The sequence below is a fragment of the Maribacter aquimarinus genome, from assembly GCF_047345505.1.
In the GTDB taxonomy this organism is placed as follows: domain Bacteria; phylum Bacteroidota; class Bacteroidia; order Flavobacteriales; family Flavobacteriaceae; genus Maribacter.
The window spans coordinates 141,412-161,167 of sequence record NZ_JBLFEO010000007.1 but is presented as its reverse complement, the minus strand read 5'-3'; the positions used below and the strand labels follow the sequence as shown (position 1 = coordinate 161,167).

Annotated in this window: 15 protein-coding genes; 6 read left to right on the top strand and 9 right to left on the bottom strand. The window is 53.1% G+C overall.

Annotated elements, in window-relative coordinates; genetic code table 11:
- Positions 1 to 37: 37 nt before the first annotated feature.
- Positions 38 to 943 carry a universal stress protein gene (locus ACKWCC_RS07390; protein ID WP_413995275.1) on the top strand — a complete coding sequence of 302 codons (906 nt, stop codon included), beginning with the start codon at positions 38 to 40 and terminating at the stop codon, positions 941 to 943.
- On the opposite strand, the gene ACKWCC_RS07385 is transcribed toward ACKWCC_RS07390, so the two are convergent.
- The 6 genes from ACKWCC_RS07385 to hutH all read right to left on the bottom strand — a co-directional run bounded on the left by ACKWCC_RS07385 (position 933) and on the right by hutH (position 9,119).
- Entirely contained in the window at positions 933 to 1,163 is a 231-nt protein-coding gene (locus tag ACKWCC_RS07385) for a hypothetical protein (RefSeq protein WP_413995274.1), read from the bottom strand. The two genes, ACKWCC_RS07390 and ACKWCC_RS07385, sit on opposite strands and share 11 nt — an antisense overlap.
- A gap of 150 nt (positions 1,164 to 1,313) precedes the next feature.
- Positions 1,314 to 2,477, bottom strand: a complete 1,164-nt coding sequence (locus tag ACKWCC_RS07380; RefSeq protein ID WP_413995273.1) for a hypothetical protein — start codon at positions 2,475 to 2,477, stop codon at positions 1,314 to 1,316.
- Positions 2,478 to 3,123: 646 nt separating this feature from the next.
- On the bottom strand, positions 3,124 to 4,083 hold the full coding sequence (gene hutG, locus ACKWCC_RS07375; protein ID WP_413995272.1) for a formimidoylglutamase: 960 nt from the start codon (positions 4,081 to 4,083) through the stop codon (positions 3,124 to 3,126).
- 28 nt (positions 4,084 to 4,111) lie between these two features.
- On the bottom strand, positions 4,112 to 6,115 hold the full coding sequence (locus ACKWCC_RS07370; protein WP_413995271.1) for a urocanate hydratase: 2,004 nt from the start codon (positions 6,113 to 6,115) through the stop codon (positions 4,112 to 4,114).
- 65 nt (positions 6,116 to 6,180) lie between these two features.
- Positions 6,181 to 7,440: an imidazolonepropionase gene (gene hutI, locus ACKWCC_RS07365; RefSeq protein WP_413995270.1), complete on the bottom strand. Its 1,260-nt coding sequence runs from the start codon at positions 7,438 to 7,440 to the stop codon at positions 6,181 to 6,183.
- Between the two features lie 107 nt (positions 7,441 to 7,547).
- Complete coding sequence (hutH, locus tag ACKWCC_RS07360) at positions 7,548 to 9,119, bottom strand: histidine ammonia-lyase (RefSeq protein ID WP_413995269.1); 1,572 nt, start codon at positions 9,117 to 9,119, stop codon at positions 7,548 to 7,550.
- A gap of 79 nt (positions 9,120 to 9,198) precedes the next feature.
- Between hutH and ACKWCC_RS07355 the strand changes: the two genes are divergently transcribed.
- Positions 9,199 to 10,089, top strand: coding sequence for a LysR family transcriptional regulator (locus tag ACKWCC_RS07355; protein WP_413995268.1), 891 nt, complete (start codon positions 9,199 to 9,201; stop codon positions 10,087 to 10,089).
- 20 nt (positions 10,090 to 10,109) lie between these two features.
- Positions 10,110 to 10,664, top strand: a complete 555-nt coding sequence (locus ACKWCC_RS07350) for a nitroreductase family protein (RefSeq protein ID WP_413995267.1) — start codon at positions 10,110 to 10,112, stop codon at positions 10,662 to 10,664.
- Positions 10,665 to 10,722: 58 nt separating this feature from the next.
- Here the strand turns inward: ACKWCC_RS07350 and ACKWCC_RS07345 are convergent, their stop codons facing one another.
- Positions 10,723 to 11,235, bottom strand: a complete 513-nt coding sequence (locus ACKWCC_RS07345) for a DUF456 domain-containing protein (RefSeq protein WP_413995266.1) — start codon at positions 11,233 to 11,235, stop codon at positions 10,723 to 10,725.
- A gap of 224 nt (positions 11,236 to 11,459) precedes the next feature.
- Between ACKWCC_RS07345 and ACKWCC_RS07340 the strand changes: the two genes are divergently transcribed.
- From ACKWCC_RS07340 to ACKWCC_RS07330, 3 genes are all read left to right on the top strand, one after another.
- Entirely contained in the window at positions 11,460 to 11,819 is a 360-nt protein-coding gene (locus tag ACKWCC_RS07340) for a BlaI/MecI/CopY family transcriptional regulator (RefSeq protein ID WP_413995265.1), read from the top strand.
- Positions 11,820 to 11,974: 155 nt separating this feature from the next.
- Positions 11,975 to 14,863, top strand: a complete 2,889-nt coding sequence (locus ACKWCC_RS07335; RefSeq protein WP_413995264.1) for a TonB family protein — start codon at positions 11,975 to 11,977, stop codon at positions 14,861 to 14,863.
- 109 nt (positions 14,864 to 14,972) lie between these two features.
- Entirely contained in the window at positions 14,973 to 16,121 is a 1,149-nt protein-coding gene (locus ACKWCC_RS07330) for a tetratricopeptide repeat protein (protein WP_413995263.1), read from the top strand.
- Between the two features lie 156 nt (positions 16,122 to 16,277).
- On the opposite strand, the gene ACKWCC_RS07325 is transcribed toward ACKWCC_RS07330, so the two are convergent.
- Complete coding sequence (locus tag ACKWCC_RS07325; RefSeq protein ID WP_413995262.1) at positions 16,278 to 18,911, bottom strand: TonB-dependent receptor; 2,634 nt, start codon at positions 18,909 to 18,911, stop codon at positions 16,278 to 16,280.
- On the bottom strand, positions 18,908 to 19,753 hold the full coding sequence (locus ACKWCC_RS07320) for a GLPGLI family protein (protein WP_413995261.1): 846 nt from the start codon (positions 19,751 to 19,753) through the stop codon (positions 18,908 to 18,910). The genes ACKWCC_RS07325 and ACKWCC_RS07320 overlap by 4 nt, the downstream gene beginning before the upstream one ends.
- Between the last annotated feature and the right edge of the window lie 3 nt (positions 19,754 to 19,756).

Below are 19,756 nucleotides of genomic sequence, written 5' to 3'. Positions count from 1 at the left end.
CACGGTAATTTTGGCCCAAGGAAAAAAGCAAGTACAGATGAAAAAAATATTGGTTCCCACAGATTTTTCAGAGAATGCATGGAATGCCCTCTGCTACGCGCTTTACCTTTTTAGGGAAGAAGAGTGCACGTTTTATTTGCTCAACACCTATACCCCGGCCATATCCAACAGTAGGTTCATGGCGGCCTCCATGGAGAACGGGATCCTGACCAATACGGCACATCAGTGCTCCAACAAAGGTCTGGAGACCTTATTGGAAAAAGTGGAGCAGCAGCTTCCCAACCCCAAGCACCGCTTTGAGACCCTCTCTTCTTTTTCCCTTTTGGTGGATGAGGTGGTGAGCAGTATCTCCACCTACGGCATAGACCTGGTGGTTACCGGGACCAAGGGCGCCAGTGGCATGGAAGAAGTGTTCATGGGGAGCAATACGGTACGCATCATCAAAGCCGTGAAGGAGTGTCCCGTTTTGGCCATCCCTGCAGGATTTGATTACGTGAAGCCCTCTGAGATTGCCTTTGCCACGGATTTTAACCGTTTCTACACCAAATCCGAGCTGGCCCCCATGCTGGAACTTGCCAAAAGCTTTAGATCCGTGATCCGGATCGTGCACGTGCAGTATGAGATCAAGGCCCTGACGGAAATGCAACAGTTTAACCTGGACATGCTGCGCAAATACCTTAAGGAGGTGGAGCACTACGTCCATACGGTCTCCGAGGTCACTTCCGTGTCCAAGACCCTGGAACTCTTTTCGGAGGAACTGGACATACACCTTTTGGCCATGCTCAATTATCAGCACAGTTATGTGGAGCGATTGACCCGCGAACCCATCGTGAAACGTATGGCCTTCCACACCAAGAACCCGCTCTTGGTGATCCCGGAGCTGGGCATGAAGCTGAGCAACAAATCCAGGATGGGCGAATCTTCGGTAACGGCTATGGGGTAGATCGGTCCCTTATGGGGGCGTCTTCATAAAAATCTTCAAAGGTCTTGTTGGTCTTGTAGTTGTCCGTAAGCACACTGTACACCATCCATATCAGTAGTCCCTGTCCTATGACAGTGGCAAAAAAGACCCATTTGTAGGGGAAGTCCAAGGTGGCCATCACCACCACCAATATCAAGGTTACCGTGGTAAGGCCCACGCTGTTGCCCATGGCATTCTTCATAACATCTTTTTTTTGGAGGATATTCCATTGCCCGTTTTTCCCTTGAGAAAACAAGGGAGCAGCGGCATCCAGACCATCCTGTTGGTTCCAAGGTAGGCAAACCGGCCGGAACATACTGTTAAACTAAATCTAAAATTGTTTCAACAAAAATTACCAGAACCGGTCCTCTTCGGGGATGTTGCCGGGAGCATCAGAGAAGAAAGGGTTGATGCCCTCTTTTGCAAAGATGTACCAGAGGGTGGCCGATAGGGCCGGGGCGGTGGCGGCGTGGTCCCATAAGGGAGACGCGCCATAGTTGCTGCCGTGGTTGGAGGCATAGGGCACGCCTTGCGTTCCCGGGTGCAGGGCACTGCCCATGACGGAGGCGCCAACTTCCCGTACCAGACGCTGCTTTGCACTTTGGTCTTTGTGGGCGTTGAGCGCCACGGCCATCTGTGCCGTGCCCTCCAGCCAAATGACATCCCTGTCCTCGTCAAAGCAGTAGCCCTGTATTTGGGTGCCGTTCACCAAAAGGGTCTGGGTGGTTTTAAAGCGCTGTGCCTCTGGCAGGAGCGTGGGGGCCATTCCGGGAAAGATCAGGCTGCCCAAGGTGTGCACGTCAAGGGCGTGGGCATAACTGGGATTTTCGGGCCAGGAGAGGAGAATTTTAAGCTCTTCGTCCCAACGGTGGTGCTTTAGGTATTTCAGTAGGTTCCGGTGAAAGTGGTCATGGCCGGGCACGGCCTTGAAGGCGGTGATCATGCCCTCCGTGACCTTGGGAATGACGGTGCCGTCCTCGTTGTAGCCTCCCACCAGCGCCCCGTCCGCTTCCTGTAGGGAACGGATCCATAGTTCCAATTGATCGCGCAATTCCTTGTATTTGTGGGTTCCATACCGATAATGGTATTGGTTCAGGGCCAAAAGGAGCCAAGCATTGTCCCCCGGCCACCTTCTGCTTCCCTGGCCGCCGGTAACGTCCCTGAACTGGAAAAAACCGCCGGTGCCGGCCAACAGTTCGGTTTCCATTCGGGCATCGAAAAAATCAAAAATGCGTTCGGCCCGCTGTCTGTGGCCTTCTTCCATAAAGAAGATGGCCGCCAGGGCATTGTCGTACAGGGACACAAAATTGGTGTTCTCCGCACTCTCCAGAAGGCCCGAAGGGTGCGCCATGGCATAGATCCAATTCTTTACGGCATCCTCAGGCTTGGCCGCGGGCTCCTTCATCCCCTCGGCATCAAGGGCGGGCTCGGTCACGGTGAGGAGTTCCCCTTCCAGCCCTTCCAAATCTTCCGGGGCACAGGAAAACAAGAAAGCCAGCAGGGCAAGAAGTGGCATTGCCCGGTTTCGTGAAAAAGCCATAAAAACATTTGGGACCATAAGGGCAAAGATAGGGCGGTGGTCGGTGCACTCCTATGTATTTTCGGCCGTTGGTGCCCTTCTTGGGGTAAACGGGCCGTGAAGGTGCGTTTATCCGAATTTTGATCTTTTTAACCCAGATTATGCATTAGAAGTTCCCCGCCTGAAAGGAACGGGCAGGTATTACGGTCACAAATACGTGCAAAACCAATCGCTGCGCTGACTTTCGCTCAATCACCATAGCGGTGGCTACCCGCCCCTACCGAACGATACGTTCGGGCGGGCCTGCCCGACCCTGTCATTCAGGCGGGTGCCTCAATCGCAAAAGTCTTGATTTTATTGGCCTTTGCACCCTCATTACAAAAGTCCAATGCATCATCCGGGTTTAAGGAAGGAGTTGGGCTTTTCAATGAGCAGCTAGCGGTATGCTGGCAAGGGTTTGCCGCAAACAATTTTTGGGCCATCCTCGGTGAAAAACAAAAATGCTTTCCTATCTTTGTACTGTTGTGTTGTGTTCCATGCATTGTTTGGGGCACTTTGTGTTTGGCGCGAAAGCGTTGTAACCAATGAAAGGCTTTCCATTTTGGAGGGCTTTTTTTGTTTTAGGGCCTTCCCCCAAAACCGGTCAGGGCAATTGGTGCAGCACAAAATGCACCAGGGATGCCGCGAGTTTGGCCGTTTGGTGGTCCCTGTCGTATTCCGGGTTCATTTCTGCAATGTCCAGGCTTACGGCCTTTCCGGATGCCAGGATAAGTTTTAGGCACTCCAGGACAATGTCCGGTGAAAAGCCCATGGGCGATGCCGCACTGCACCCCGGGGCAAAGGCCGATGAAAAACCATCCAGGTCTATGGTGGTATAAAGCAGGTCCACATCTTCCATGAACTGGACCAGCCGCAGTTGCACGTGCTCCAAAAAGTGCATGTTAAAATGTTCTTGGGGCACAAATTGTGCCCCTAGGGTCTCTGCCGTCTTAAAAAGTTCTTGGTGGTTGGCATCCTGTCTTATGCCCAGGCAGAGATAGTGGAACCCGGATGCATCGCGTTCACAGTCTTTGGCAAATTGAAAAAACGGTGTGCCGGAATGGTTGCCGTGCCCGTTGTTTCGCAGGTCAAAATGCGCATCAAAATTGATGATGCCCAGCTTTTTTTCCTTTCCCAGGGCCAATTTTAAACCCATAAGATGGCCATAGGCCAGGTCATGCCCTCCGCCCAGTACTATGGGAAAATGGGTGTGTCCCAAGATGTTCTGCACCACTTGGGCCAGGTTTTGCTGTGCCGCTTCCATATCGCCGTTCGGGGCGCTGAGGTTGCCCAGGTCCAAGAGGGCCGTTTCCCGATCTAAGTGGTTGGGCATTTTGGCCAATTGGGAGCGTATGGCATCCGGGCCATGGGCTGCACCCGGTCTGCCCAGGTTCCTGCGCACCCCTTCATCGCAGGCGTACCCCACCAGGGCAATGGCCTTGGGGGTTCCTGGGGCATTGCGGTACGGCAGGGGCGGCAGCTGCACCTTTTCGTGCAGGCACCACTGCTGTCCCGAGGACCTCCCTTGCCACCAATCCCGTTTTGCCGCGGTATGTCCTTTCATTGTGTCCGGTTTGTAAGAAGTTGTGCCATCATTCAAAAATACCATCCAAAAGGGAATCTTCCACCATCTGGGGCAGGGTCACCTCCAGGCCGGGGCTGCGTTCCATTTCCCGTTTTATGGCAAACACGGCCCCTGGGTTGCGTGCCCAGCTCCGTCTGGAGATTCCGTTGTTCACATCGTAGAAGAGCATGTTCTTCAATTGTTCCGAAGCCTGTTGGGACCCGTCCAGCAGCAATCCAAAACCGCCATTGATCACCTCTCCCCAGCCCACGCCACCGCCGTTGTGTATGGAGACCCAGGTGGCACCCCGGAAGGCATCGCCAATGACATTGTGCACGGCCATGTCGGCCGTGAATTGGCTGCCATCGTAAATATTGCTGGTTTCCCGGTAGGGGGAGTCCGTGCCGCTCACATCATGGTGGTCCCGGCCCAGCACTATGGGTGCGGAGATCTCTCCCGCGGCAATGGCCCGGTTAAAGGCTTGGGCAATGTTTGCGCGCCCTTCGGCATCCGCATATAAAATACGCGCTTGGGAACCCACCACCAGGGCATTCCCATCGGCTTCCATGATCCACTTTATGTTGTCTTCCAGTTGTTGCCTTATTTCCGCAGGGGCATCGTTTCGCATTTCTTGCAGTGCCTTAAGGGCTATGCTGTCCGTTTTTTTTAGGTCTTCTGGGTCTCCGGAGGTGCATACCCAGCGGAAGGGCCCAAAACCGTAATCGAAGCACAAAGGCCCCAAGATGTCCTGGACATAGCTGGGATATTTAAAGTCGATCTTATTGGCGGCCAACACATCGGCGTTTGCCCGGGAGGCTTCCAACAGGAAGGCATTGCCATAATCAAAAAAATAGGTCCCCTTTTGGCAGTGCCGGTTTATGGCCGCCACCTGTCTGCGCAGGGAGGCACGGACCAGTTCTTGGAAACGTTCGGGATCGTTGCCCATCATCTGGTTCGCGGCTTCAAAAGAGAGCCCTACCGGATAGTAACCGCCGGCCCAAGGGTTGTGCAGCGAGGTTTGGTCCGATCCCAGGTGCACGGGAATGTTCTCCTCAAGGAAGCGTTCCCAGACATGCACCACATTGCCCAGGTAGGCCAGGGAGACCACCTCTTGGTTGGCCCTGGCCGCTTGGGTGCGCCGTACCAGGGCGTCCATATCTTCCAACAGCTCGTCCACCCAGCCCTGGCTGTGCCTTTTTTTGGCGGCTGTGGCATTTACTTCCGCACAGATGGTAATGCAGCCCGTAATGTTCCCTGCTTTGGGCTGGGCACCGCTCATGCCACCAAGACCTGCCGTGAGAAAGATCTTTCCGGTGGGCGTTTCCCCAGGTTTCAGGACCTTTCTAAACGCGTTCATCAGGGTAATGGCCGTACCGTGCACAATGCCTTGTGGCCCAATGTACATGTAGGATCCGGCAGTCATCTGGCCAAATTGGGTCACCCCAAGGGCATTGTACTTTTCCCAGTCGTCCGGTTGGGAGTGGTTGGGAATCATCATGCCGTTGGTGACCACGGCGCGCGGGGCCTCTTTGGAGGAGGGGAAAAGGCCCAGCGGATGCCCGGAGTACAGGTGCAGGGTCTGTTCATTGGTCATGGTGGCCAGGTAGCGCATGGTGAGCAGGTACTGGGCCCAATTTTGGAACACGCCCCCGTTGCCCCCGTAGGTAATGAGCTCCTCGGGGTGCTGGGCCACGGCGGGGTCAAGGTTGTTTTGGATCATGAGCATGATGCCCGCGGCCTGGGTGCTTTTGGCCGGGTAGTGGTCAATGGGGCGGGCATGCATCTCGTAGTCCGGTCTAAACCGGTACATATAGATACGCCCATACCGCCGCAGCTCTTCGGCAAACTCTTGGGCAAGGATGCCGTGCCAGGCTTTTGGGAAGTAGCGCAGGGCGTTCCTTATGGCCAGTTTTTTCTCGGGTGCGGTGAGCACGTCCTTGCGTTTGGGGGCATGGCTCACTGTGCCGGAGCGTTCTTTTTTTGGGGGAAGGCTTTCGGGAATGCCCTGTAGCACTTGTTTCTTGAAGTCCATTTTACTCGTTTTAAGGGCTTGTTAAACACTTGTGTTTTAAGCAGTGGGGCGTTAGGGGTTCTTTTTTAATGGTTTTTTTGCCTGTGTTTGTCGTACACGCGTTCCCCCCTTTTGTACACCACACAGGGTTTTAGGTTTCCTTGGTGGTACAAAATGTCCCTGTGGTCTGCGGTGTGGAAGAGGATCAGATCGGCCAACATTCCTTGGCCCAACTGCCCCCTGTCCGTTAGGTTTAGGGCCGCAGCGGCCCTGACCGTAATGCCGGCCAGTACCTCTGCATTGGTAAGTTTCTCGAAGGCGCCCAAAACGGCCGCTTGGGTGAGGAGGTCGCCCATGGGCGCGGATCCGGGGTTGTGATCGCTGCCAATGGCCAGGCATGCCCCGGCATCCAGGAGTTTTCTGGCCGGGGCAAAGGCGCAGCCCAGGCCCAGGGAGGCCCCGGGAAGGGCCATGGCAACGGTGTTGCTCTGGGCCAAGAGATCGATCTCGCGGGGCCCGCTGGCCTCCAGGTGGTCTGCGCTCAGGGCCCCCAGTTCCACGGCCACCTGGCTTCCTCCCGCAGTGAACTGATCGGCATGCACGGTAAGGGCAAAGCCCAGTTCCTTGGCTTTTTTAAAGTAGGGGGCTATCTGTGCCGGCGAGAAGGCGCTCTCTTCAATAAAGGCATCCACCCGTTGTGCCAGGTGCTCCTTTTTTACAAGGGGCAACAGTTCCCGGGACATCTCCTCCAGATAGTCGGCCGGACTGCCCTTGTGGTCCTTGGGGTGCATGTGGGCGGCGAGACAGGTGGGCACAAGGTCCATGGGGAGCTGCTGGTTGGCGCTTTGTATGGCGCGCAGCATTTTCAGTTCTTCCCGGACGGACAGACCGTAGCCGCTTTTCACCTCTAGGGTAGTGGTGCCGTTTCGCAGATGTCTCTTGGCCAGGGAGCAGGTGCTCTTAACCAGTGCAGCTTCGGGCGCCATCCGGGTCTGGGTCACGGTGTCCCAGATGCCACCTCCGGCCTTGGCGATGTCCAGGTAAGATTTTCCGGCGTTGCGCAGGGCGTAATCCTTGGCCCGCGACCCGCCAAAGCAAATATGGGTATGGGGGTCCACCAAACCGGGCAGCCCGGTATGCGGGCCCTCCAAAAAGTCCAGGTGGGCCTGGGGATACTTTTCCTTAAGGGCGTTAAAGGGCCCCATGTCCTTGATGTGGGCTCCCTGGATCACGATACCGGCATTTTGGAGCACGGGCAGCTGTGCGTCATGGAGCGCCCCTTTCTTGGGCAGCCCGTTCATGGGGAGCAATTGGGTAAAGGGACCTAGGAGTTTTAAATGAGCCATGGCATGCTGTTTTGTTTGTGTCTTGTTCCAATGGGTTGCATTGTCTTGATGTGCCGACGTGTTCCCCGCGGCAAGGGGTTCCCCGTTTCCCGGGGAAGTAAAGGGCGTCATAATCTGAACGTTTCCGAGAACTGGGTGCCCAGCGATAGGCCCCTGGCCCGTTCCACCGATGCAATGGCCTTGAGCAAGGTCTGTTCCCTGACCATGGCGATGCCTTTTTCAATGTCTTCCGCAAACACCCTATCTTTTTCCGCAAAGGCCACCCGTTTCCGTATTTGTCGGTGCACCTCTTCCAAGAAGGCGCCAGATTTCAGGGGCTTCCTGAACTCAAAGGCCTGTGCCGCGGTCAGGAGTTCCACGGCCAATATTTTTTCCACGTTGCCAATCACCCTCAGGGCCTTTCTACCGCCAATGGACCCCATGCTCACGTGGTCTTCCTGGCCCAGGGAAGTGGGTATGCTGTCCGCACTGGCCGGAAAACAAAGACCTTTGTTCTCACTGGCCAGGGCCGCCGTGGTGTATTGCAAGATCATGTAGCCGGAGTTGATGCCGGTGTCCTCCATGAGCAATTTGGGCACTCCGGGGCTATTGCCCTCCAAGGCCAAATAAATGCGGCGATCGGAGATGTTGCCCATCTCGGAGGCGGCCAAACAGGCGTAGTCCAGGGCCATGGCCAGGGGCTGTCCGTGAAAGTTGCCACCGCTTATGGGGTCTCCGTTCTCCAAGATCACCGGGTTGTCCGTGACCGCGTTCAGTTCCACTTCCAGCAGTTCCTTTAGGTGCAGCCAGGCATTTCTGCTTGCCCCGTGCACTTGGGGAATGCAGCGCAGGGAGTAGGGGTCCTGTACCCTTTCGCAATTTATGTGGTCTTCCATGATCTCGCTCCCCTGGAGAAGGTTATGGATGCGCTGGGCCACGTGCACGCTCCCTTTGTAAGGTCTTAGTGCGTGCAGTGCGGCATAAAAGGGCCGTACCGAACCCTGAAGGCCCTCGATCATCATGGCTCCGATCACGTCTGCCTGCTCCAGGATGTTGTGCAGTCTCTCCAGTGTTTTTACGGCATGGGCGGCTATGAACTGGGTACCGTTGATCAGGGCCAGTCCCTCCTTGGGTCCCAGGGCCAAGGGCCGCAAACCTGTTTTTTGGAAAAGGGCGGCGGTGGTCATCTCCTTTCCCTGATAGCGCACCTTGCCCAGGCCGATCAGGGGCAGGCACAGGTGGGAGAGGGGCGCCAAATCGCCGGAGGCCCCCACAGAGCCTTGGGAGGGCACCACGGGAATGCAATCGTTGTCCACGTGCCAGATGAGGCGCTCCAAGGTTTCCAAGCGGATGCCGGAGAACCCCTTGGCCAGGGAGTGCACCTTGAGGATCAGCATTAATTTGCCCAACTCCGGGGCTATGGAGGGCCCCACGCCCACGCTGTGGCTTTTTAGGATGTTCTGCTGTAGAATACGGGTCTCCTCCTTAGATATGGTGGTGGTGCACAAGGGGCCAAAACCGGTATTGACACCATAGACCACTTCTCCGTTCGCTACAATCTTGGCCACCCGCGCCGCACTGGACAGGACCTTTTCCCTGCTTTCTGGGGTGAGGGTGAAGGGAAGGGACCCCTGGGCCATTTTTAGGGCCAGACCGGCGGTAAGGTGCCCTTGGCCCAGATGGAATGCCGCGTTTGTCATGGTGTCTTGTTTTTGGTTTTTAAAATTATTCATTAGTTTTGATAATTGCCAATACTATTTCTGTTTACAATCAATACCTATGGATTATCAAGTAGAGTTACGGCACTATGCCTATTTTCTGGCCGTGGCACAAGAACTTCACTTTAGGAAGGCGGCGGAGAAACTGTTTATTTCCCAGCCCGGTCTCAGCAGGCAGATCAAACAGATGGAAGACTTGCTGCAGGCCCAACTCTTTGTGCGGGACAAGAAAAAGGTACGGCTCACCCCCGCCGGCCATTATCTTAAACAGCGCACGGAGGCCCTGTTCAATGAGCTCAAGGAAACCAAACGGCAGTTGCAGGTGGTGGGTGCGGGGGACACCGGTGAGCTGCGCATAGGGTATTTGGGGTCTGCCATGCAGGATGTGATCCCACAACTTTTGGTTGGGCTAAGGGATCATTTTCCCAAGATCAGGACGGTCTTGGAAGAGCGCACCAACCAAGACCAGGTGGCCGCCCTGTTGAACGACGAACTGGACATGGGCTTTGTGCGCTTGCAAAAGGTGCCCGCCGGGCTGCGCATGCGAACCGTCTATGAAGACACCTTTTCCCTGATTTTGCCGGAGAGCTATCCCATGCTCACCCGGGAGTTCCAGGATATGGCCCGTTTTGCCAACGAGGAGTTCATCCTCTTTCCGCCAGAGTACAGTCCGCATTATTTTGAGGTGATCATGAGCATCTGTGCCGATGCCGGTTTCCGGCCCAAAATACGCCACAGGAGCGTACACGCACAGACCATTTTTAAACTGGTGGAGAACAAATTGGGCGTTGCCATCATCCCCACCACCTTGGTCAGGGGATTTCAGATGCGGGTAAAGCACATAGAGTTAAAGGACATTCCGCAGCGGGCCACGCTGAGCGTGGTTTACAGAAAGGACAATCCCAATCCTGTCTTAAAAAATTGCCTGGACGTGTTGTTGGATGTATCTTGAACCCGTTAAAACCGTGACAGATGATAACAGAACTTATTAGGCAAAGACGCTCTGTCTTTCCAAGGCAGTACAACGATCGGCCCATTTCCAGGGCGGATCTGGAAACCATATTGGAGGCGGCCAATTGGGCGCCCACCCACAGAAAGACCGAACCCTGGCGTTTTAAGGTGCTCTTGGGGAATTCCAAGGACGCCCTGGGCACCTTCTTGGCCACCAAGTACCAGGAAACGGAAGAGAAGCCCAAGAAGATCAAGATCAAGAAGCTGTTGGAGAATCCGTCCAAGGCGGCCGTGGTCATTGCCATTTGCATGCAGCGCGACCCCGCAGAGAGCGTGCCCGAGTGGGAGGAGGTGGCCGCCACGGCCATGGCCGTGCAGAACATGTGGCTCTGCTGTGCCGAAATGGGCATTGGCGCCTACTGGAGCTCTCCCGGATTGATACAATATATGGACGAATTCTTTGAATTGAACAATGGGGAGCGCTGCCTGGGCTTTTTCTACATGGGCCATTATGACGGTGCGCTTCCGGAAGTTGCCCGGGAGCCGATCGCGGACAAGGTGGTGTGGCATGAATAGGGCGGCGCAAAGGGCCGGCCTTTGTCTTCCGTGCCCCAAGGTCGGGGACGTGCCCTGTTCATAGAAAGGGAAAGAACACGGCCCTGTGCTCCCAAGCCTTGGAGATAAAGAGCCCCAAAAAGACCACGGCCACCAAGAACTTCAAAAAGGTGCCGGTAAGGAAGCCCAGGAAGGATCCAAAGGCGGCCTTGGTGGCGGTTTTTTTATCGGCCTTGTTGATCAGCTCTCCCACCAAGGCGCCAATAAAGGGCCAAATAATGATGCCCAGGGGCCCGAACAAAGGAAAGAAAAGGGCCACCAGGAGTCCGATCGTGGTGCCGATCATCCCCGATTTGGTGCCCCCGAACTTTTTGGTGCCCACGGCGGGAATCACGTAGTCCAGGGCAAGAATAACCAGGGCAATGGCCAAAGTGGTGCCCAAAAACCACCAGTTCATGGGCACTGCGCTGCTCAAGTGCAGCAATAACAGCCCCAACCAGCTAATGGGCGGGCCGGGGAGCACGGGCAGGAAACTGCCCAGAATGCCCACCAACATCAACAGCAAACCAAGAATCAATAAAACAATGTCCATACGGTCTTTTTCTATGGGACTAATATAGGGCTATTTTGTTACAGCCAGGGCACACGTAATTTGGTTGGCCCGCGGGGCCTTGTGCACGGGTGCCGCTCCCCACCTGTCAGGGTTTTGCGCCAATTCTTATACGGAGGCCCATCGACACAAAACATTTTAACTAAAAAATTAGTTTAAACTAAATATTTAGTTATATTTGTGTTCGGACAATGAAAACCATCCCTATGAAACAATTGACAAAGGCAGAGGAAGAAGTAATGCAGCTGCTGTGGCAATTGGAAAGCGCCAACGTGGCCGCCCTGATCGAGGAGCTGCCGGAGCCCAAGCCCGCCTACAATACCGTATCCACCATTGTGCGCATCCTGGAGGACAAGGGTTTTGTGGGCCACCGCAAACAGGGCAGGGGCCATGTCTATTTTCCCTTGGTAAAAAAGGCCGATTACAGCAACCAGAGCATCAACAAATTGGTCGATGGCTATTTTCAGGGGTCCTTTAAGAGCATGGTGTCCTTTTTTATGAAGAAGAACGACCTGAGCCTTTCCGAACTGGAATCGATCTTAAAGGACATTAGGGAAGAGGAATAGGTAGATGGAATCAAGAAACAAGAAACAAGAGCCACGAAACAAGAGTCAAGAAACAAGAGTCAAGATAATGTTTGTTTTTGAAGGTCTTTGCCAGTCCGCCTTTGGCGGACGGACCTAGCTCTAAAATCTCAAGTCTAACATCTAAAATCTCCATCATGGTACAATATATCCTAGAGTGTATGGCCTTTCAGCTGGCTTTTTTGGTCATTTATGACTTCTTCCTCAAAAAGGAGACCTTTTTCCAATGGAACCGGGCCTATCTCTTGGGCACCTACGTGCTCTCGCTGGTGCTCCCCTGGATAAAGATCGAGGCCTTGAAGACCTCGGTTCCCGAACAGTATGTGGTTTATCCGGAATTTCTTTGGAACATGGACCATGTTGGTGCCACCGTTGCGGGACAAGCAGGTCCGGGGTTTCAAATTTCTTGGCAGGAAGGGGTTTTGTACCTTGGCATGCTCCTGGCCACCGTTTATTTTGGATACAAATTGGTACAGCTGTATCGCCTTGGCAAGAACGGCCATGTGGAGCGTTTTCCAAATTTTACCCGTATTGTCGTTGCCAACAGCGAGATGGCGTTTTCATTTTTCAGGTCGATATTTTTGGGTGATAAAATACTGCAACGCAAACATGCCAACATTATCAAGCACGAACTCGTGCATATACAACAACGACATACGCTCGATCTTTTGTTCTTTGAGCTGATGAGAATCGTGGGCTGGTTCAACCCCTTGGTGTATGTCTATCAAAACAGGATCGCAGAACTGCACGAGTTCATTGCCGATGCCCAAGTGCCCAAGGCAGAGCGGAGGGCCCATTACGATCTGCTGCTCTCCCGGGCCTTCCAGACCCAGCACATCTCCTTTGTGAATCAATTATATAAAAAATCATTGATCAAAAAACGAATCGTGATGCTACAGAAATCAAAATCGAAGAAAGTACACCAACTAAAGTACCTCCTCTTGCTGCCCTTGGTGCTGGGGATGTTGGCCTATACCTCGGCAGATACCGAAGAAAAAGAGATGCCACAAGAACAGACCAGCTCCGATGCCGAATTGATTGCCCAGATCAACCAAGAGATTGAAGATGAAATCAAGGAAAAGGGAGATCTTGATCACGTGTATTTGGATTTTGATAAAAAGCTGACCGAGAGCGAAGGGGAAGTAATCTCGAAGTATCGCTTTTTTAAAGCAGCCATTTTGAGAGAAATGTGGTTGGAAAAGTTTATGGACAGTCCGGGTAAGGTGGCAAAAATGTCAATTTTTAAGCCCAATGGAATTAGTACGCATTCAGGGACTTCTACCCCAAGTTATGAGCGCTATGTACAACGCGCCGAGGCCTTTCAGTTTTTGGACCAAAACGTGGAATTTTCCTTGGGCAATGGGTTTCAGAACGCGGGCACCCGGATTAAGCTGTTGAAGAACAAAAACACTTTTCCCCAAGGCAGTCTGGTGTTTAAGGTAGGGGACGCCAAAGACCTTACCGGTGCCGAGATACGTAGCTTTAACCAACACCTGGCCGCTATTTTTGAGAATGGCACCAGCCCGCACAGTGGCCTTATCCTCACAGACGGCAGCCATGCCTTTGAGGTGTTTGTAAGTGATGCGGGAACAAAAAGCCGCCTTACCGCCCCAGAGGAACAATCCCCGAGCGATTCCATTCCCTTTGGCGCTGTGGACAAGGTGCCCGTATTCCCCGGTTGTGAGGGTGCCGGTGACCAAAGGGCGTGCTTCCAAAAAATGATGCAACGGCACATTGCCCAGCATTTTCGCTACCCGCCAAGGGCTCAAAAGTTGGGCATACAGGGGCTTGTGGGCATCACCTTGACCATAGGGAAAGATGGTGCGCTGAGCGCTGTGGGCCTTAAGGGTCCGGACCCGCTATTGGAGGCCGAGGCAAAACGCATCATGGACCTGTTGCCGCAGATGGAGCCCGGCAGGCACAAGGGCAAGCAGGTGGCGGTCTTGTACTCCATGCCCCTAACCTTTAAGCTGCAGAATGCCGGTGCTGGGAACGAGCGTGATGCTTTAGCGGAAAACGTGCCCTTTGCGGTTGCGGAGCAAGTTCCCATCTTCCCGGGCTGTGAAGATGCCGCAGACAAAAGGGCCTGCTTTGGCAAGATGGTGCAAAAACACATTGCAGAGCACTTTCGTTACCCCAAGGAAGCAGAACAGCAGAGCATCCAAGGGATGGTAAGCCTTCTTTTCACCATTGCGAAAAATGGGAAGATAACAGATATCAAGAGCCGTGCGCCCCACTGGCTGCTGCAAGCCGAGGCAGAACGCATCATAAGGGAACTGCCCCAAATGACCCCGGGCAGGGATAAGGGAAAAAAGGTAAAGGTTCCCTATGCCATTCCCATTTATTTTAAGTTGAAGCCCAGCGATACCTTAGCCACCAAGAACGGTGACCGGGGAGGGTATGGGACATTGTTGGAGGAACGCGAGCGATTGTTGAAAACCATGGATGAAAACAATCCGGCACTTAAAAGTGTGGATGCGCGTATTGAGAGGATGGAGGACTCCATATTGACCTCCATTAAAAACAAAGAGCAACTGGCCATCATAACTGCGGATGGAACTAAGACAAAAGGGCCGGTGGTAACGGCCGCCACTTACCAAGACGGTAAAAAACGCTTCCTTGCCGGTAAGGTCACGGACGGCAAAAAGGCCTTGCCAGGGGTGAACGTTGGGACAAGGGACAAGGGCTTTGAAAAAGTGACCGATGCCCAGGGCAAGTTCAGGTTGGAAGTGCGCACGGGAGATGTCCTGGTCTTTGACCATACGGATTGGGAGCCCGTAGGTTTTGAAATAAAGGACAAGACCAACTACCGGCCCACCAAAGACGATTTGGCCCAGATCTTGGGAGACGATGCCGGGCCGTTGGTGTTCCTAAACGGCGTGGAGAGCAGCATGGACCTTTTAAAGACCCTTGATCCCAGCACCATGAAACGCATCAATGTCCTAAAGAGAGACGCGGCCATTAAATTGTACGGGGAACGGGGCCAGAATGGTGTCATTGAGGTCATCGCCAAAAAGAAGAAATAAGTTGAGGTCGTTAAATTAGGCATATCAACCGCCCTAAGCTAAAAAGACAAGCCCCAAAGGGGCATGATAGTGCTTGTGACCATCCAAAAAAAACAATACCTGTTGTTGTATGAAAAACGTAGTCGTTTTTGTGCTGTTCCTTGCCCATGCCACGGTCTGCGGGCAGTCTGCCGCGGTCAAGGAGGCAGATAGCCTTTTTGCCCTGGGGCATTACGCCAAGGCCATTAACAGCTATGCCGGGCTGGGCACCAGCAAGGCGGGCCTACAGATGGCCCGGGCCTATACCGCCATGGGCCATACGGGGAAGGCCATTGCCCAATACGGTGCCCTGGTGGAAGCGGACAGCACCTTGCCGTTGGCGCGGTTTGAGCTGGCCAAGCTCCTGTTCAAAACCCACCGCCATGAAGAGGCGTTGGGGCATTTTCAGTATTTGGCAAAGGCTTGGGCAGACAATCCGGAAAACCACTTTTTTGTGGGCGAGGCACAGCGTAAACTGGGCCGTATGGAGACCGCACAGGAGGCGTATGCCAGCGCACTGGAGCAGGACAGCACCCATTTAAGGAGCCTTTTTCGGTTGGCCCGCCACCATACCGGAAAAGGCGAGACCAGCCAAGCCCTGACCTACATAGAGCGCGGCCTGGCCTTTTATGAAGATGATGTGGGCCTGGTGAACCTCAAGGCCCTGGTGCTCTATAACTATGATCGGTACCAAGAGGCCATTCCCTGGTTTGAAAAGGTGTTGGCCCTGGGCGAGGAAAAGGCCTTTGTCTATGAAAAATTGGCCCACAGCCATTACAAGGCATGGGAGTTTGAAAAGGCCAAGAAGCGCTACCTAGAGTTGTTGGAGATCGATGATTCCGATGCCCACCACCATTATGCCCTGGCGGAAGTGTACCGTAAGAACAAACAGGTGGATTCTGCCCACCTTTGGGTGCGCAAGGGGATGCAGCTGCAAAGGCCGTTATTGGCCAAGGGCCACATGGCCCTCTCCGTCCTGGCCCGTGAAAACGATGATCTGGAACAGGCCCTGGCCCATTTGCGATCGGCCGTTAAGGAAACCCCCGAGGACGGCATGCTGTTCTTTAGGTTGTGCATGCTCATAGATCGCCATTATGATGATCCCCAGATGAAACTGGACCATTTTGAGAAGTACATGGATAAATTTGGGGGCCAAATGCCCTACTTCCGGCAAATGGCCCAAAAACGAATTACCGCCCTTAAGGAGCAGATCCATTCCGCGAGACCTCCCGGTGGGTAAAAATTCCCAATTTTGGTGTCGGCCCCACCGGATCAACGGATCGGCACTCCCCGGCACGGATCGGTCTTTAGTGGTTTGCCGCACTTTTTCCCGGGCAACCAAGGCAGTCTTTGCCGGATGGCGGGAGAGGGGGCGTCCATGGCATTTTCCTTTTGGCTATATTGAAAACCGTAGGACAAAAAGCACCTGGCGGGGGCGCAATTGAAAATTTGTTTCCACGTAACGGAATTCATTGATGTTGATGGTGCCATAGGTTTGGGTGTTGAAGATGTTGGCACATCTCAGTTCCACATCAATATTTTTCTTCTTGTAGGTATAGCGGTAAAGGAAATCGGCAAATAGGTTTTCGGCATTTCCGGAAAGCAGCTCGTTCCTCAGGTATTCCGTATTCAGTCCAAAAAATTGGTTCTCTTTCAGGTAGAAATTTAGGTTTAGCAGATGGGATTGTTGGAAAATGGTATTGTTGGGCTGGCCTTGTACCCTGTTTTTGGAAAACATCCAGTGGGCTTCGTAGGCCACATTTAGCCAATTGGCCAAATCCGTGTCCAGTTTGGCGCCAAAACCAAGGTTTTCATTGTCTATGTCGGTTGTGGTCCCATTGATGATCTGTACAAAGCGCTGCAGTCCGGCATTGGCGTTGAGCGTGGCGGTGGTGTTCAGTTTACCAAAGTACTTGCTGCCCCTGGCGGACAGGTTGTGGTTTATCCTGTCATTGTCCCGTTCCACGGCCTGTATTTCCGTTGTGCCATTATCCAGCACCCGGGTTTGGTACAAGAGGTTGTGCTTGCTGGAGGTCTGGGTGAGCAGCACATTCCAGAACAGTGATGTTATGGGGTTACGGTAAGAGATGCCCCCCGTTATGGTGGTGTTTGCAATTTGTGGCAACGGGGTGTTTATGCGTTGTATGGTTCTGTAGTTCCTTAAAATATAGGCGTAGTGCAACTGGTCTATGGTGCCAAAGGTATTGGTGAGGCTTGCCGAGGCATTATATTTCCAAAAGGCATTGGCGTCACGGACCACGGCCAACCTGGGCTCAAAGGTGAGCAGGTTCAAGGATTCGCTTTCCAGCAAGGCCCCATCTTCTATCCCATAGGAATGAAAATTGACCGGGGTGGTGAGTTCCAGGCGCCATCCCTCCTTTTTAAACTGCGATTTCAGGAGAACGTACAACTTGCTCCTTCTCCAGTCCAGGTCGTTGCCAAACAGAGCGGGCAGCCCCTGGTTTTCCGAGGTGGTCATGGTGGTGGCAAGGTTTTGGTCTTCAAACTGGAAACCCACCGAGGGAGAGAAACTAAAGTGCTTCCAGCCTTTTGTTAGACCCAGCGAGTTGTTGGTGTGGAAGGTACGCAGGTGCACCTCTTGCAACACCTCCTCGTAGGCATCGCCATTGTTCAATAGATTTTGGAACTGGCCCGGGCTTACCCCAAGCGTTTGTGGCGTTCGGTTCAGGCCAACATAAGAGTTTAGAGTGGTCAATTGCTTTCCCAGCCTAAAAAGGCCCTGGAACGTATTGGAGAGCCTAAAATGCCGGTTGCCCACATCTTGGAGCAACGGGACCCCGTTGGTGCTTATGTTTCCGCGCTGACCGTCCCAGAAGCCTTGGAACTGTACACTGTTTTTTAGGTAATTTTTTTCTGTGTTCTTTTGCAGGGTCAGATTCATCTCCAACGAATTGTGGAACAGTTCATTGTTTTTTTGTTCCAGCAGTGCAATGGTGTCCGTGGGCGTAAAGAACAAGGTGCTGGTGGCACCGGTTTGCTGCTGCCGGTCATTGAGATAGGAGGTGTTTAGCCTTAGTTCATAGTCGTTTTTCAGTTTGTGCAAATAATTGCCGGTGAGCAAGTGAACATTGTTGTCCAGCCAGCGTTCTTCTGAAAAGTTGGGCGTGCCCAGTTGCTGTATGCCCAACCAGTCTTTCTTTTCCGTATTGTTTTCAAACTGGTTCAGAAGATCTTCAATGGTCAATCTCTTTAGTTGGGCAGCGGAGTTGGTCCCTGTGTTGTTGGCCTGGTAAGAGACAAGCAGCTGTTCTTTTTTGGTAAAGAGCAGTGGGGTAACATTGGCGTCCCAGAGCAAGGGGGCCATCCCGGAGCCCAGTGCTGCCTGCCCCGTTACGGTGTATTCGTTCTTGAGCTTAATGTTCAGTGCGGCCTTGTCCGAATGGACCAGGCTGTCCAGAACACGAACCGGCTGATGGTTTTCCAGCACCTGGACCTTGGCCACTTCCCGGTAGGGCAAATTCTCGTTGGCCAGGTCGTACTTGCCCTCCAGGAGATCCAGCCCCTCTATATAGTACTTGTTTATGGGGGTGCCCTGGTACAGTATTTTGCCGTCTGCCAGGACCTCTATGCCGGGCATCCGCTGCAGGACATCTTTCAGGGTGCGGTCTTGTTCCTTGGCAAAGGAATGCACGGAATAATCAAGGGTATCGCCCTTTCGGACAATGGGAGATGCCTCTACCACCACTTCTTCGAGTTCGGTGGGCTGGTCCTGCAGGGTAAAATTGTGGGTGCCGTTTTGGTTGGCTATGGTGGTGGCCAGCGTGGCGTGGCCCATACTGCGTATCTCAAGGTCAAAATTTTCCTCCGCGGACACCACCGTGATCTTGTAGTTTCCCGCACCATTGCTAATGTCGTAGGCAATGAGTTCCGTGGTTCCGGTTTTGTTTGCCACCACACTGGCATTTGCAATGGGTAGGCCGGAGGCATCGGTAAGTTGGCCGCTAATGGTGGTCTGGGCAGCGGCCCCATGGCAGGCAAACAAAAAAAGCAAAAAGATGCTCTGTCTCATCCATGGGTGCGTTCTATGGGATTGTTTCTTTTCTTCAGGGCCCTCGCCGTGTTCTTTTTTTGCGAAGCGTCCTGAAAATCCAAACGAATGCCACTTTGTTCCAATTTACTGAAAATATTGTTGTAGAACTCTTTCTTTACCCGGTAAAACTCACTCTTTGTGGTCACTATATGGTCCTCTTTGTTTAAGGCAATGGTTTTCCGGGGCACTTTTTTAAGTTCGATGAGCTCGTACAGGTAATGGTGGTCCGCATCCTGGATCTTCACGATCAAACCCGGTAAACCGTTGAATTTGTAGGGTCCGTCACTAATGGGAATTTCGGGGGCATACCAGGCCTCATACTGCCGGCCCGCAAAGGCTGTGGTGGCCTTTCTGCAATCGTAACCGTTTATGTTCCTTACGTCCCCTTTTATTTCCCAGTTAAAAAGTGATAGGGAATCTTGGTATTCAAAATTATCCTTAAAAATACGTTCCCGATAGGTGATCTTGTCCTTGGTGCGGTCCTTGTACACAATTTCCTTGAATTTGGTTTTGGGCACGCTGCCCATAAGGTTCATCAAATTCAAGGAGTTAAGGTTTTCCTTGTTCATGTTCCGGGTAATGGAGTCCCTTAGATGGGCGCCCAAGCTCTGGAACTTGGAGATGTCATCGCCCACCAGCAAGAGCATCTCTTCGCTCTCCAAACTGTTTACATCCGCGGAATCGGCCTGATGGGTCAAGCGGTATTTAAATTGATATTTTACCGCGGCATCAGCACCCTCGCTCCCTTGCGCAAAGGAAATGGTCACTGAAAGGATAATATACAGGAACATTAGTTGGATGTTGTGCTCTTTGATAATCATAAT

Bases quoted from the DNA above. Each gene is read 5' to 3' on its own strand.
- ACKWCC_RS07390 (WP_413995275.1), top strand. From the start codon at position 38: ATGAAAAAAATATTGGTTCCCACAGATTTTTCAGAGAATGCATGGAAT.
- ACKWCC_RS07385 (WP_413995274.1), bottom strand. From the start codon at position 1,163: ATGAAGAATGCCATGGGCAACAGCGTGGGCCTTACCACGGTAACCTTG.
- ACKWCC_RS07380 (WP_413995273.1), bottom strand. From the start codon at position 2,477: ATGCCACTTCTTGCCCTGCTGGCTTTCTTGTTTTCCTGTGCCCCGGAA.
- hutG (WP_413995272.1), bottom strand. From the start codon at position 4,083: ATGAAAGGACATACCGCGGCAAAACGGGATTGGTGGCAAGGGAGGTCC.
- ACKWCC_RS07370 (WP_413995271.1), bottom strand. From the start codon at position 6,115: ATGGACTTCAAGAAACAAGTGCTACAGGGCATTCCCGAAAGCCTTCCC.
- hutI (WP_413995270.1), bottom strand. From the start codon at position 7,440: ATGGCTCATTTAAAACTCCTAGGTCCCTTTACCCAATTGCTCCCCATG.
- hutH (WP_413995269.1), bottom strand. From the start codon at position 9,119: ATGACAAACGCGGCATTCCATCTGGGCCAAGGGCACCTTACCGCCGGT.
- ACKWCC_RS07355 (WP_413995268.1), top strand. From the start codon at position 9,199: ATGGATTATCAAGTAGAGTTACGGCACTATGCCTATTTTCTGGCCGTG.
- ACKWCC_RS07350 (WP_413995267.1), top strand. From the start codon at position 10,110: ATGATAACAGAACTTATTAGGCAAAGACGCTCTGTCTTTCCAAGGCAG.
- ACKWCC_RS07345 (WP_413995266.1), bottom strand. From the start codon at position 11,235: ATGGACATTGTTTTATTGATTCTTGGTTTGCTGTTGATGTTGGTGGGC.
- ACKWCC_RS07340 (WP_413995265.1), top strand. From the start codon at position 11,460: ATGAAACAATTGACAAAGGCAGAGGAAGAAGTAATGCAGCTGCTGTGG.
- ACKWCC_RS07335 (WP_413995264.1), top strand. From the start codon at position 11,975: ATGGTACAATATATCCTAGAGTGTATGGCCTTTCAGCTGGCTTTTTTG.
- ACKWCC_RS07330 (WP_413995263.1), top strand. From the start codon at position 14,973: ATGAAAAACGTAGTCGTTTTTGTGCTGTTCCTTGCCCATGCCACGGTC.
- ACKWCC_RS07325 (WP_413995262.1), bottom strand. From the start codon at position 18,911: ATGAGACAGAGCATCTTTTTGCTTTTTTTGTTTGCCTGCCATGGGGCC.
- ACKWCC_RS07320 (WP_413995261.1), bottom strand. From the start codon at position 19,753: ATGATTATCAAAGAGCACAACATCCAACTAATGTTCCTGTATATTATC.